The organism is Denitromonas iodatirespirans (assembly GCF_018524365.1).
GTDB classification, from domain to species: domain Bacteria; phylum Pseudomonadota; class Gammaproteobacteria; order Burkholderiales; family Rhodocyclaceae; genus Nitrogeniibacter; species Nitrogeniibacter iodatirespirans.
Window position 1 is genome coordinate 246,248 of the sequence record NZ_JAEKFT010000002.1, and the last position, 13,192, is coordinate 259,439.

10 protein-coding genes are annotated in these 13,192 nt (G+C 64.8%); 3 read left to right on the forward strand and 7 right to left on the reverse strand.

What is annotated here, in order from left to right; genetic code table 11:
• Positions 1 to 26 precede the first annotated feature (26 nt).
• Positions 27 to 632 (forward strand): LON peptidase substrate-binding domain-containing protein, encoded by a 606-nt coding sequence (locus tag I8J34_RS02810; RefSeq protein WP_214359849.1) that lies wholly within the window; start codon positions 27 to 29, stop codon positions 630 to 632.
• On the opposite strand, the gene mutY is transcribed toward I8J34_RS02810, so the two are convergent.
• Positions 596 to 1,663, reverse strand: a complete 1,068-nt coding sequence (gene mutY / locus I8J34_RS02815) for an A/G-specific adenine glycosylase (RefSeq protein WP_230411679.1) — start codon at positions 1,661 to 1,663, stop codon at positions 596 to 598. The genes I8J34_RS02810 and mutY overlap by 37 nt on opposite strands.
• A 108-nt stretch (positions 1,664 to 1,771) precedes the next feature.
• On the opposite strand from mutY, the gene I8J34_RS02820 reads away from it, so the two are divergent.
• Positions 1,772 to 2,263 (forward strand): flavin reductase family protein, encoded by a 492-nt coding sequence (locus I8J34_RS02820; RefSeq protein WP_214359850.1) that lies wholly within the window; start codon positions 1,772 to 1,774, stop codon positions 2,261 to 2,263.
• Positions 2,264 to 2,292: 29 nt separating this feature from the next.
• Here the strand turns inward: I8J34_RS02820 and I8J34_RS02825 are convergent, their stop codons facing one another.
• The 6 genes from I8J34_RS02825 to I8J34_RS02850 form a co-directional block, all read right to left on the reverse strand.
• Positions 2,293 to 3,228 (reverse strand): cupin domain-containing protein, encoded by a 936-nt coding sequence (locus tag I8J34_RS02825; protein WP_214359851.1) that lies wholly within the window; start codon positions 3,226 to 3,228, stop codon positions 2,293 to 2,295.
• A 72-nt stretch (positions 3,229 to 3,300) separates the two neighbouring features.
• Complete coding sequence (locus I8J34_RS02830; protein ID WP_214359852.1) at positions 3,301 to 4,104, reverse strand: spondin domain-containing protein; 804 nt, start codon at positions 4,102 to 4,104, stop codon at positions 3,301 to 3,303.
• Between the two features lie 403 nt (positions 4,105 to 4,507).
• On the reverse strand, positions 4,508 to 6,997 hold the full coding sequence (locus I8J34_RS02835) for an efflux RND transporter permease subunit (RefSeq protein WP_214359853.1): 2,490 nt from the start codon (positions 6,995 to 6,997) through the stop codon (positions 4,508 to 4,510).
• Positions 6,994 to 7,935 (reverse strand): WD40/YVTN/BNR-like repeat-containing protein, encoded by a 942-nt coding sequence (locus I8J34_RS02840; protein WP_214359854.1) that lies wholly within the window; start codon positions 7,933 to 7,935, stop codon positions 6,994 to 6,996. The genes I8J34_RS02835 and I8J34_RS02840 overlap by 4 nt, the downstream gene beginning before the upstream one ends.
• 136 nt (positions 7,936 to 8,071) lie before the next feature.
• Positions 8,072 to 9,445 (reverse strand): DUF1329 domain-containing protein, encoded by a 1,374-nt coding sequence (locus tag I8J34_RS02845; protein ID WP_214359855.1) that lies wholly within the window; start codon positions 9,443 to 9,445, stop codon positions 8,072 to 8,074.
• Between the two features lie 18 nt (positions 9,446 to 9,463).
• Complete coding sequence (locus I8J34_RS02850) at positions 9,464 to 11,206, reverse strand: DUF1302 domain-containing protein (protein WP_214359856.1); 1,743 nt, start codon at positions 11,204 to 11,206, stop codon at positions 9,464 to 9,466.
• A gap of 497 nt (positions 11,207 to 11,703) precedes the next feature.
• Between I8J34_RS02850 and I8J34_RS02855 the strand changes: the two genes are divergently transcribed.
• A complete protein-coding gene (locus tag I8J34_RS02855; RefSeq protein ID WP_230411680.1) occupies positions 11,704 to 12,912 on the forward strand; it encodes an alpha/beta hydrolase family protein in 1,209 nt (402 codons plus the stop codon).
• Positions 12,913 to 13,192: the final 280 nt, after the last annotated feature.

Below are 13,192 nucleotides of genomic sequence, written 5' to 3' on the forward strand. Positions count from 1 at the left end.
CGGTCCCGACACCGTTGGCTGTTCCCATGAGTCAAATCGCCTTGCTGCCCCTGTTTCCCCTCAACGCCGTGCTGTTTCCCGGTGGCCTCCTGCCGCTGCGAATCTTCGAGCCGCGCTACATGGACATGATTGCCGAATGTCTGCGCCTCAAGACCACCTTCGGCGTCTGCCTGATCGTGGCCGGCAGCGAAACCGGCGAGGCCGCCGTGCCGCACACGGTGGGCACCGAGGCGCGGGTGCTGGCGGCCGATGCCGATTCGATCGACGAGGTGAATATCGTGGTGGTCGGCGAGCGGCGCTTCCGGCTGCGCGACCACAGCGTCGACGGCCTGCAACTGTTGTCCGGCGAGGTGGACTGGCTGCCGCCGATCGCGCCCAGGCCGGTGCCCGCCGCGCAGGCCAATCTGATCCCGCTGCTCGAGCGCATCGTTCGCGACCTGGGCGAGCGCATCCCGGCGCCGCACCGCTTCGACGACGCCGAGTGGGTGGGCGCGCGCTATGCCGAAGTGCTGCCCATCTCGCTGCTGGCGCGCCAGAAGCTGCTGGAGCTGGACGACGTGATCAGCCGCCTGGAAATCATCCAGCAATACCTCGATCAGCGCGACCTGCTGACGCCGCCCGGCGTGGCATAGCGCGACAGCAGCGTGCGCACTGGGGCGGGCAGGGCTTGATCGGCCAGGGTGCCGACCGGCACCCACTGCTGGGCGGCGCCAAGCTGTGCCGCGGTATCGACCGGCAGGTCGACCAACTGCGGATGGATGTCCAGCACGAAGTGGGTGAAGGTATGACGCAGCGGCTCGGCCGCGATGATGTCGGCACACACCCCGAAACGCGTCATCAACCAGTCGGCGACGCTCTCGCCCTCCACCTCCGGCAGCCCCAGCAAGCCGCCCCAGATGCCTTTGGGCGGCCGCTGTTCGAGCAGCACATGGGCGCCGCGCCGGATGATCGCCAGCCGCGCCTGGCGCAGTGGCGGGCGTTTGCGCGGGCGCGCAGCGGGCAGCTCGCGTTCGCGGCCGGTGCGCTGGGCCACGCAGTCGTCGGACAGCGGGCAGGCCGCGCAGCGCGGCGTGCCGCGCACGCACACCGTGGCACCCAGATCCATCTGCGCCTGAATGTAGTCGCCGATGCGCGCCGCCGGCAGCAGCGACTCGGCCAATGCCCACAGCTGTTTTTCCACCGGCAGGCTGCCCGGGAAACCCTCGATACCGAAGACCCGGCACAGCACCCGCTTGACGTTGCCGTCGAGGATCGCTGCGCGCTCGCCCTGCGAGAAGGCGGCGATGGCCGCCGCCGTGGAGCGGCCGATGCCCGGCAGCGTGGCGATCTCGGCGGCGGTGGCCGGAAAGCGCCCGCCATGCTCCGCCATGATCGTGCGCGCACAGGCGTGCAGGTTGCGCGCCCGGGCGTAGTAGCCCAGCCCGCTCCACAGCGCCATCACCGCCTCCATCGGCGCCGCGGCGAGCGCCGCCAGGTCGGGAAAGGCGGCCAGGAAGCGCGCGTAATAGGGAATCACCGTGTCCACCTGGGTCTGCTGCAGCATGATCTCCGACAGCCAGATGCGGTAGGGGTCGCGGGTATTCTGCCAGGGCAGGTCGTGGCGGCCGCTGTGGCGGTGCCAGTCGAGCAGACGGGGGGCGAAAGTGGCGATCGGATCGGTCATGGTGGGGTTCAAGGTCGACGGCGGCGAACCGGCGGGCGATAATCGGCGGCTTCGAACAAGAAAACGGCCGGCATTTTCCGGCAAGCCCCGACCTCTGGTGACCTGAGAATGAGTCAACACAACAACACGCCGGACGCCCGCGCCCTGCGTGATTCCCTGGCCATGTTCGCCACCGGCATCACGGTGGTGACGGCGCGCGCACCCGATGGTACGCCGATCGGCCTGACCGTCAATTCCTTCAACTCGGTCTCGCTCGAACCGCCGCTGATTGTCTGGTCGCTGGCCAATCACCTGCCGAGCATCGATGTGTTCGTCGGCTGCGAATACTACGCGATCAACGTGCTGGCGCATGATCAGCAGCACCTGTCGCAACGCTTCGCCACGCGCGACATCGACAAGTTCGCCGGCCTCAACTGTCGCGACGGCCTGGGCGGCGCGCCGCTGCTCGACGGCTGCAGTGCCTGGTTCGAATGCCGCAACACCGTTCGCCATGCCGGCGGCGACCATGTCATCTTCGTGAGCGAAGTGGTGCGCCACGATCGCAATCCGCACGAGCCGCTGATCTACTTCGGTGGCCGTTACCGCCATCTCGCGCCGTAGACACCGGCCAGCAGGGCGGGCCTCCGGGTTCAACGGCCGACGGCGGGCAGGCGCTGTTCGCGTCGCCGCGCTTCGCCCGGCCCGTAACCCATCACGCGTTTGAACGCCCGTGCAAAGGCGGCCTCCGAGCGGTAGCCGCAGCGCTCGGCCACTTCCGGCGTGCCGACGTTCTCTTCATTGAGCAGGTGATGGGCGTGCAGCATGCGCCACTCGGTGAGCAGATCGATCGGCCCGCGGCCGAGCGCCTCGCGAAAGCGCTGGGCAAAGCCGGAGCGTGACAGATGGGCCTTTTGCGCCAGCTCGGCGACCGTCCACGGCCGCTCCGGCTCGGCCAGCATGGCGGTCAGCGCCGGATGCAGGCGCGGATGCGAGAGCGCCGCCGACAGGCCGGTGGCCGGTGTCGGGGTGCGCGTCATGCCCTCGCGCAGCACATACAGCAACAAGGTTTCGGCCAGGCGCAGCAGCAGCGGATCGGTGTCCGGTGTCGGACGCGCGGCCTCCTGGAACAGCAACCGGGTCAGGCAGGCCAGGGGTTCGGTGTCGGCCGAGACCACCAGCGCCCCCGGCAGCGTTCCGCGCAGCAGCCGACGGGTGGCCGGGTCGACATCCAGATACCCGCAGATCAGCGCCGTGCCGCCATCCGCATCGTCCAGCGGCGCGGTCGCGAGCACCTCGGTCTGGCCGAAGCGCGGCCTGATGTCGGCCCGCTCGGCGAGCACATGGGCGCTGTCCCAAGGCAGGATCAGCACATCGCCCGGATCGAGCCGCCGCGGGGCGGCATCGGGCAGATGCAGCCAGCTGTGGCCCGCGCCGACGATATGAAAGCTCATTCGGCCGCGGCCCGAGGTGTCGATGTTCCAGCGCCCGCAGACCTGGCTGCGAAAGCTCACCTCGACACGCGGCACCAGGCGGCGCAGCAGGGCGTCGATCGGGGTGTCGCGCGGCCGGGTCGGCAGTTCGTCCATACCGGGTCTCCTTGGTGGCACGCCATCGGCATGACGCACTCACCGCAGCAGACCCGACGAGGCCGCGCAGGCTTACATCGGCGCGCCCCCTTTTCTGCGCCGGCGCATCCAGCCCGCCATGCCGAGACCGCCGGCGAGCAAGGCCAGCGTGGTCGGCTCGGGCACTTCGGTGATGGTGATGCGCGCCACCTGATAGCCGTCGGCGGTGAAATCGGCATTGGTGAAGGCGGTGAGGATCGGCCCGCCCGGGATGAAGCCGCCGTGCAGCGCGACCACGCCATTTTCCGGCGTGCCGGTATCGGCGACCGTCTGGCCGAGCAGGGCAGTGCTCGAGCTGGCTTCGTCGTTGACCTCCGTGCCGGCGTCCCACACCTGCGAGCCGAGGATGACGATGCTCTGCCCGATCACGCCGCCGCTGCCGCGTACCTGGTAGGCCAGCGGGTTGCCGTTGCCGATGAAGGCATCGTTGCTGGGCACCACCATCGAGGCGAAGCTCAGGTACAGATCGGTGGCGCCGACCCCCAGGTCGAGCACGATCTCGCCGCTGCCGCCAGGGCCGAACAAGGGCGGCGATCCGGGACCGATGCCAGGGCCGACCACCACACCCTGCACACCGCTGGAAAACAGGCTGCTGAGCGGGCCGGGATTGCCATCCTCGGCCAAGCGTTCCAGCGCCGCGCTGGCCGGCGCCCCGGCGTCGAACAGATCGAAGCTGCCGTCGTGCACCCCGACCCACATCGGCGTGAGTACCGTGCCGTTGGCCGGCGCGAGATTCTCGACGGTGATCTTGATGAGCGCGGCATGGGCCGCCGGTGCGGCGATCAGGGTGCCGCCGGCGAAGGCCGCCAGTGCGGCGAGGCGAAGCGAAGGGGTCACGACGGTGTCTCCTGGTTGTCGGAATCGGTATCCGCCGGGCACCTGCCCGAGGGAAGACACTGTCAATCTAGAGAGCCGGGTCGGCCAGCGCCATGCGCCTGCGTCCACGGTTTATGACCGCAGGTACGCGAAAACCGGTGATGGGCGTCGAAGATGCAGGGGGGCGCGATACGAAGCAATACACTGATCCCAAGCCATTGCTTGAAAACGCTTCGTTCGGTCTGTCCAACGAAAGTTATCTACGACGTATCGCCCCCCTTGCTTGAGGAGGATGCCCACCGAATTTCTTGGCGAAATCGTCGACTATCTTTGCGGTCGGCATGTCTTGCCGGAATTGCCCGAGAGGCTGGGTTCCCACGCGTTTCTATGTGGGAACCCAGCCTCCTGGCTCACGGCGTGCCGCTCAAGGGCGTTGTCGGATGTCGACGCAGCCGACTTCACAGTGGGCGGGGCCATCGTCGCCGGCCGGCCATCTCGCCGATGGCCGGTTGATCGTGTCAGGCCGCACTTGCTTAGCGTTCCCGGCGGTGGGGGGCAGGAAGTAGGCGAGCGCAGGCAGTAACACGAGCGCGCCGAACATGTTCCACAAGAACATGAAGGCGAGCAGTAAGCCCATGTCGGCCTGGAACTTGATCGGGCTGAATACCCAGGTCGTCACGGCAATGCCGAGCGTCAGTCCGGTCAGGATGACGATCTTGCCGGTGGACTGCAGGGCGCGGTAGTACGCCTCGGACAAGCTCATGCCTTCGCGCAGGCGTGCCATGACCACGCTCAGGATATACAACGCATAGTCGATGCCGATGCCTACGCCGAGCGCGATCACCGGCAGCGTTGCGACCTTCACGCCCATCCCGAGCGCCACCATCAGCGCTTCTGCAAGAACGGATGTGAGCAGCAGCGGAACGATCGCGACCACCACGGCTCGCCAGGAGCGGAAGGCGACGAAGGCCATCAAAACGACTGTTCCGTAAACCAGCCAAAGCATCGTGCGTGAGGCTTGCCGCACAACGATGTTGGTCGCGGCGTCGATGCCGGCCGAACCTGCGGCCAGCAGGAACTGCCCGTCCTCACTGTCGTTGGCTTTCGCAAAAGCCTCGACATGATTGACCACGCTTGCCAGTGTCTCGGCCCGGTGGTCGCTGAGGAACACGTACATCGTCAAAAGGCTGCAGGCGTCGTTGTACAGGCCGCGAGGCGCATTTGCGGTGATCGTGTTGACCATATCCTGGTTGGGCAGCATCTCGTACCACCTGGGATTGCCCTCGTTCAGGCCTGTGAGCACACGACGGTTCAGGAGCGCCAGGGTGTTGGTGGATTCGACCCCGGGCAGCTGCCGCAACTGCCATTCAAGCTCGTCGACCTTGAGTACCGTCTCCACATTGGAGCAATACCCAGCCGGTGTCTTCACCATCACCGCCAGCACATCGCTGGAAGCGCCGTAGGAGGCATTCACGAAGGCCACGTCGCGGTTGTAGCGGCTGTCGGCGCGCAGCTCCGGTGCGCCAGGATCCAGGTCGCCGACCGCCAAGTGGGTGCTCACGGCGGCACCCGCGATCAACAACCCGGCACCCGCGGCTACGGTGGCCCCGGCCCAGCGTCGCGTTGTGAACCGGTCGAGCAGGGTCCACACCGGGTGGCGCGCCACGCCACGCGCACTGGCCGCTTCTGCGCGCAGGCTGCGGGCCGCCGCTGCCGGGCTCACGCCAGTGTATGAGAGCAGGATCGGCAGCAGGATGAGGTTGGTGAAGATCAGCGCCGCCACGCCGATCGACGCTGCGATCGCGAGTTCGCGGATGGCCTGGATGTCGATGACCAACAGCACGGCGAAGCCCGCCGCGTCTGTGAGCAGGGCGGTGAGGCCCGCGAGAAAGAGGCGCCTGAAGGTATACCGTGCGGCCACGAGCCGGTGCGTGCCGCGCCCGATGTCCTGCATGATGCCGTTCATCTTCTGCGCGCCGTGGCTCATGCCGATGGCGAACACCAGGAATGGCACGAGAATGGAGTACGGGTCGAGCGTGAAGCCCAGCGTCGGCAGTAGCCCGAGCTGCCACACTACGGCGACCATCGAGCTGGCAACCACCAGCAGTGTCGAGCGCAGGCATCGGGTGAACCAGAACAACATGGCCGCCGTGATGGCCACGGCCAATGCGAAGAACGTCAGGACTTCGAGCACACCATCGATGAGATCGCCCACCAGCTTGGCGAAGCCGGTGATATGTATGGTGACGCCTTGAGCCTGGTACTTGGTGCGCAGATCTTCCAGCGATTGAGCAAGTGCGCCATAGTCCAGCGGTTGGCCCTCGGTATCTTTCGACATCAAAGGCACGAACACGACGCTGGATTTCGCATCCAGCGCGACGAGTTGACCAAGTTCTCCGGAACGGGCGACGTTGGTGGCAAGTCCTTGCAGGCTGGCGGGCGAACCGTCGTAGCCGTCGGGGATCACCGGGCCGCCTTCCAGGCCGTCTTCGGTCACGCCCGTCCAGCGCGTCGACGGGGTCCAAAGGCTCTTCATCTGGCGGCGAGCGACGCCGGGTAGCTGGAATATCTCGTCGTTGATCTTGCGCAGCGTCTCCATGTATGCCGCGTCGTAGATCGATCCTTCGGGATTGGCCACGACCACGCGCACCGCATTGCCCAGACCGTGCAATTCGTTCTGGTGCGCCAGGAAGTTGACGATGTACGCGTGCGACGCGGGAATCGTCTTTTCGTAGCTCGCGGTGACGCGCAGCTTGGTCGCCTGCCATCCGAGTATGAGCGTGACCAGCAGGCACAGCGCAATCACGATGCCCCGGCGGTTGAAGATGGCACGCTCGACGATGGAGCCTGAGTTGCGGTCGAAGTCAGCCAGATCCCGGACGACCGGGCTTGCGCCAGCGTTCAGATTGCTCATGGCGTCACTCCGGAGAGGTTGGCTGGCGCGGAGAATCGCTTCGCGCCTGTCATGCCCACAGCCAGCAGAGCGCCCTTCGGCAGCGACACGAGTGCGGAAGTGGGCGGAAGTGGTGCCGCGTGCAGCACATGCAGCCGCTCATCGTTGCCCACGCTGACCAGTTGCCCTGCCTGGTTGACCAGGACGACACGGTCGCTGCCAACGACCGTGGCGCCCACGAACGAGGCCGGCGCAGCGCCTTCGAGTCGGGACCAAGTGGCGCCCTTGTTGCTTGAGCTAAAAGCATGGCCGCGCAAGCCTGCCGCGATCACTGTGCCGTTGCTCGTGACCGCCAGGGCGAACCAGCTGCCTTCGTACGGGCTTTGCAGGCGGTGGAAGTTTTTTCCCCTGTCGTCGGAGCGCAGCAGCAAACCTTGTTCGCCCGCGATGTAGATCGCGTCACCGTCGCGCTCGACGGCGTTGAGGTGCAGCCCCTTCGGGTTGTCCAGACGCCCCATGATGCTGGTCCAGGTGGCACCGCCGTCGGTCGACTCAAATATCAATCCGTACGCACCGACCACCAGTACGTGTTGCGTGTCGAACGCGAGAATGCCCATCAGGGGCTTGTCAGGCCCGTCATCGACCAACCACTGTGCCGCCTTGATCCGGCGAGCGTCCTGGCTTCGGCTCGCCTCGGCGAGCGAGGCTTGCGCGAGCGAGCGTCCGTCAGCCTGCCGCGACCAGGTCTCGCCGCCATCCGAAGTACGCAGGATGACGCCGGCGTGCCCGACGGCCCAGCCGGTGTGTTCATCCGCGAAACGCACTGCGGCCAGGCTCACGCTGGTAGGTACCGCGCGAGCCTGTCGCCAAGTCACCCCTTGATCGTCCGAAAGGATGATCAAACCGCGTTCGCCGACGGCTGCCAGGCGCCCCCCCGCCTGGCTGGCTGCCAGCAGCACAGCGTGCTCCGGTGCTCTCACTGTGAGGGCCGCGCGTTCGATCGCCGGCGGCACATTCGCCCCCGGGAAGGCTGGTAGCCCAAGCAATGTGCCTGCTGCGAACAGCACGGCGCGTGCAGTCACGTGTCCCAGCATCTCAACGCACGCCTTCACCAGCCATGGCTTCTGGCACGAAGTTGGAATCCGGGAGGCGGGGCGACATTTGCTTGCTGTGCACCTTCACTTCGTTCCCGATCCCGTTCACGTAGTAGGCGCCGCTCTGTAGCTCGTAGGTCCCCCACGTGAAGCCCACGGTGCCAGGCAGATCGGGCATGGCCATGGGCATCATGAAAGGCATGCGCCAGAGTTGCCCGTTCGCGTCCCAGCGGTCGGTGAGCACGAAGTTCCAGGTGTCTTCGTCCAGGTAGTAGAGGCTCTTTGTCGATGTATGGCGCTGGCCAGGTTTGAGCACGGCTTCCACCACCCAGACGCGATGCAGTTCCCAGCGCACATGGTCCGGGTTCAGGTGGTTCGCCTGGACCACGTCGGCGTCCTTTGTGGGCACGAGAATGCGGTTCGCGTTGTAGGGAATGTACATCTCCTTTTTGCCCACCAGCTTGAACTCGAAGCGATCCATCCGGCCGCCGAAGCCTTCGACTTCATCGAAGCTCACAATGCCGGCAGAAAACGGCGTGGGCGTGTCGCAGCAGGCGTTCGGGAGTTTGCGCACCCGGCGCTGCCCCGTGAGGTAGACCCACGTTGCGGACTTGCTTTCATCCACGTTCAGGTGACCCAAAATGGCTTCGCCCGCGCGGATCGGTGGCCCCGCGTTCAGGGCGCGAACCAGCGAGTACGCGCCGCCGAACGTGTCTGCCGTCATGTCCTTGTAGTAGTACGGCGAATTCTTTTGCACATTACCGCGCTGAACATGGATGACTTGACCGTTGGCTGTGATCTGGTAGCCATTGGCTTCCAGGTAGGTCGACTCGCCCTGCCAGCGCAGCAGACCGTTCCACATCGCCTCCTCCCCGGTCTTCGGAATCGGGAATGGGATGCCTCCGAGTGCGCCCTTGGGAAGCGGGCCGGCACTGCCTACGTCGAGGCTAGCGCGCGTGGCGTTCTGGAACGTGTTGTCGTACACGTACTGCGGCGCGGCAGCGGTTCGGTGCGTCGGATAGACATCGAGCCGGAAGGTATCCGGGTACTTCTTGAGCAGGAACTTCAGGCCCTCGGAGAGCTTGGCGGCGTGCGCTTCCATGTTCTTGGCCGTGATCTGCAGAATGGGCTTCTCGTCGGCAAATGGGTCGGGGCGACGGCCGCCGTTCTTGAAGCCCGGCGTCGGCGTGGTGAGCCCGCCGGTCCATGCGGGAATCGTGCCTTCCTTGTTGCCAGCCTTCTCCCCGCCGAGCGGCATGAGTTCGGATTTGAGCTTGGCGGCCTCGTCAGCGCTGACGCCGGCGTGAACGGAAGAGCCCGAGAAAGCCACGAGCGTCGCGGCGGCAATTGTTATCAGTCGGAGTGGTTTTTTCATGGCATTCGTCCTCATGGATCAAAACGTGCGGCGCACGGAGAGTGCAACGAAGTTGCGGTCCTTCATCGCCTGTCGGTAGCTGAAGTTGTTGTTCGCGTCGAGGAAGTTGCCTTCCGGCCCAAAGAAGTGGGTGTAGGTCACGCTGAAACGCCACACATCCAGGTAGCTGCCATTCACTCCGATATTAAAGTCACCGCCCCCGCTCGCCGGCAACGAGCCGGGGCCCAGTGCCATCGAGCGCGAGCCCTTTGGCGTATAGCCCAAACCGATCGGCACTCCGATATCCACTCCGGGTATGACTTGACGATAGGTGGGCTCCAGGACGAAACGCATGCTGACTGCGTCGCGTGTCGCGTTGGGGTCGACCGCTGTGGGGTTCTTGGTGATCTTGAGGACGCGGTTCCACGCGATTTCGCCAGTGAACGCGGCTTCCCGCCACAACGGGGTAGCCGGAACCTGCCACAACGTGGACAGATTTAGGTGCGCCGTTCTGCCGACCGCATACGCTGGTCTGTCGCTATTGTTCGTGGCTGCGCCGCCAAGGGCCTGGGTATTAACGGAATTGCTGCTGGCCAAGTCCTGGTTGTGCCGCACCGATACTTCAGCGGCCAGGTTCATCGGTCCGAAGGTGCGGCTCGCGCTGAAGCCCAGCGCCATGATGCCCTCATGCCAGGCGAGCTGATAGGTCCGTGGTGCAACCAGCCCGCAAGAAGCCGGTCCGGTCGGGAACGAGCCGGGTACCACGCAGCCGCCGGGACCGGCGTGGATCACCGAGCGGACGCCAAGGTTGGCAATCTGTTGAAAGTTTTTGCTGTGAAAGCGCACGAGGTAGATGCCGTAGTCGGTCTCGTCGTCGTTGAACCGCAGTTGCAGGCCGCCCTGCCCACTGTTCTTCGCGCGCTGGTCCGAGGCGCGAAGGATGTTGCCGTCGAGGAAGGGTCCCCCTTGCGAGGCTTGGGGAAGCAAGATCTGCTCACCGCCTTCCGGGTTCATGTCTACCGTCGAGAAATAGCTGCCAACGGCCGGCAAGCGGTTGCGATCCCAGCGAAACTGGTAGTAGGCGCTCAGCGTGACTTGAGGCGCCAACTCGATCTGACCGGAGATCTGCGGGACGGGTCGGGTTGCTTCCTTGAAGGAGGTGTTGGGGACGGACAAGAGCTTCACCCCGTCAACCGGGCTCTGAGCGCCCCCGATGGCATTGGCACCGAAGAAAAGGCTCTCGCCCCACAGAATGCTGTGCTGCCCCAGGCGCATCGAGGCCCGCCTGCCGGCAAGTTCAAATCGGCCAAACACGAAGGCATCTAGTACTTCGGCATTGCTGCCATGGATGTCGCGGGTTTTGTCAGTGAACTTGTTGTAGGGCACCGAAAACTGGTTCGGGGCACCGCCGCCTGCGAATCCAGGGTTGTCGTTCGCTTCGTTGTAAACCGAGTCATACCAAGCGGCTGCGCTGATTCGGCCACCGAAGTTGCCGCGCTGCACATCCAACTCGCTAAACCAGTCCAGCCGATTCGAGACCAGCCCGCGGTTGAAATTGCGGTTGCCGTCGTCCTCGTTGGAACTGCCTAGCAAGACAGCGCTCTGCTTGCCGGTTCGCGCGGCGGCGCTGTATTTCACCGTGTTGTCCCAACGGACTCTCAGGTCGGGGTCGCTGGTTTCGATCATGGCGGCATGTGAGGTTGTCGCCAGAAGGGCGATCGCCGCCGCGAGCGGGCTGCGACGGAATGCCTTCCATTGGGAAGGCGGCTTTTGCACGTGCATGTCTCTCTCCTGGGCCGTATGCGGCTTATAGTTGGTGAATCACTTCTGATGCCGGTGCGCGTGCTTGCCGCAGGGCAGGCCGAAGCAGGCCGTCGCACTGGGGGAAAGAGTACGGACCTGATTCTGCTCGGCAAAATGGTTTGTTTGGATGGCTTTCATTCACCGGACTTATAGTCCTGGCGGGCGTGTGATCGCTACTCTGCTGACGAGCGCAGCATCGGTGCACGATGCATTGCTGGTGTCCACGCTAGCGAGCCGGCGCTCGAAAAATGCTTCGCACATGTGGTGCGACGCGATAGCCACGCCGCCACTACGGAATTCAAAACTGTGATGTGAAGAGGGTGAGCGAGCCTCACAGTGTCACCACTCTTCCATGGTGCTCGTCGCCGAAACCCCACAGTCGGAGCGTTCCGAGACTATAAGTCCGGTGAATGAAAGCCATCCAAACAAACCATTTGGCCTGGCAGAGGCGGGTTCGTATGCTGGAAACCCGGTGAATGGAACTCTTCACCGATCCACGCCCTTCACAACAAGAATCTATCCAAAACATGTTTCGCTATTTTCCAACCAACTACGTCTGGAATCTGTCCGTTGACCTCGCCATTGAAATGGGCGCGCGCATCGGTGAAATCGAGGAGATGTGCGCACCGTTGCAGGAGGCTGCGCGGCAGCCCGACGCGGCTGGTACGCGGGCGTTCCGCGAAACCTGGTCAAAAATGGCCGACAAGCTGTGCGGTCTGGCGCAGGAAGACGAGGATCGCAACAGGCTGCTCTCGGCCGGCGAGAAGTACCTGCGCGCCTCCTCGTACCTACTGACATGCGAACGGCTGCAAGGACACGGCGCGCCCGGCCGCATGGCGCTGTACCAGCGGATGCTGGATACGTTTGCCCGCGGCATCCTCTTGACTAAAGCGAACTGCGAGCGCGTGGAGATCCCTTATGGCGACACGCACATTGCTGGCCTCTACACGCGGGCCGAGGGGGTGCATGGACCCGCGCCCGTGCTGGTTCAGGTCAACGGCCTGGACTCCATGAAGGAGATGAAGTTTCTGGTTGGGGAGCCGCAGTGGCTGGCACAGCGTGGCGTCTCGTCACTGGTGATCGATCAACCCGGCAGCGGCGAAGCCTTGCGCCTGCACGGCATGCCGGCTGTCTATGACAGCGAGCGCTGGGCCAGCAAAGTCGTCGACTGGCTCGAACAATGCCCCGAGGTGGATCCAAAGCGCATCGGTCTGGAGGGCGTGTCGCTAGGCGGGTATTTTTGTCCGCGCGCGGTGGCGTTCGAGCCGCGCTTCGCCTGCGGTGTGGTCATGGGGGCCAACCACGACTGGCGCGACGTGCAGAAGCGCCGCCTGGACAAAGAGGGCGACTTTCCGGTGCCGCATTACTGGGAGCATGTGCGCTGGGTTTGGGGTGCGAAAGACATGGAGGAATTCATGCAGATCGCCGAGAACGTGCACCTGGACGGGGTTCTCGACCGCATCCGCGTTCCGTTCCTGGTGACTCACGGGGAGAAGGACTCGCAGATCCCTTTGAAATGGGCACACCGGACCTATGAGCAACTGGTCAGCAGCCCGAAGCGCGAACTGAAGATATTCACCGAGCGCGAGGGGGGTGCGCAGCACGCTTGCTTCGACAACAGCATCAACCCCGGCCATTACATTGTGGACTGGGTGGCGGAAGTGCTGGGCGGTCGCACTTCGTGAAGACCCGGCGGCGCTAGCCTGGAAATTCCGTCAGGGCGCGGATGGATGGGCGTGCAGTGGGCGATGCAGTTCGGACAACAGGCCGCATGCCGCGGCCTGTTGTCCGATCGTGGCGCACCCCGAATCAGCTTGCCGTAACCCGGATGCAGCGCAGCGGAATCCGGGAACAGCGGTTGATTCGCCAGCGCACTTCGAGTTCTGAACGCCTTGCTGGCTCAACCGCCAGCCCCGGCCTCCGGCCTTCGGCCTGCATCCGGGCTACCCTGAACAACTCCCGCGA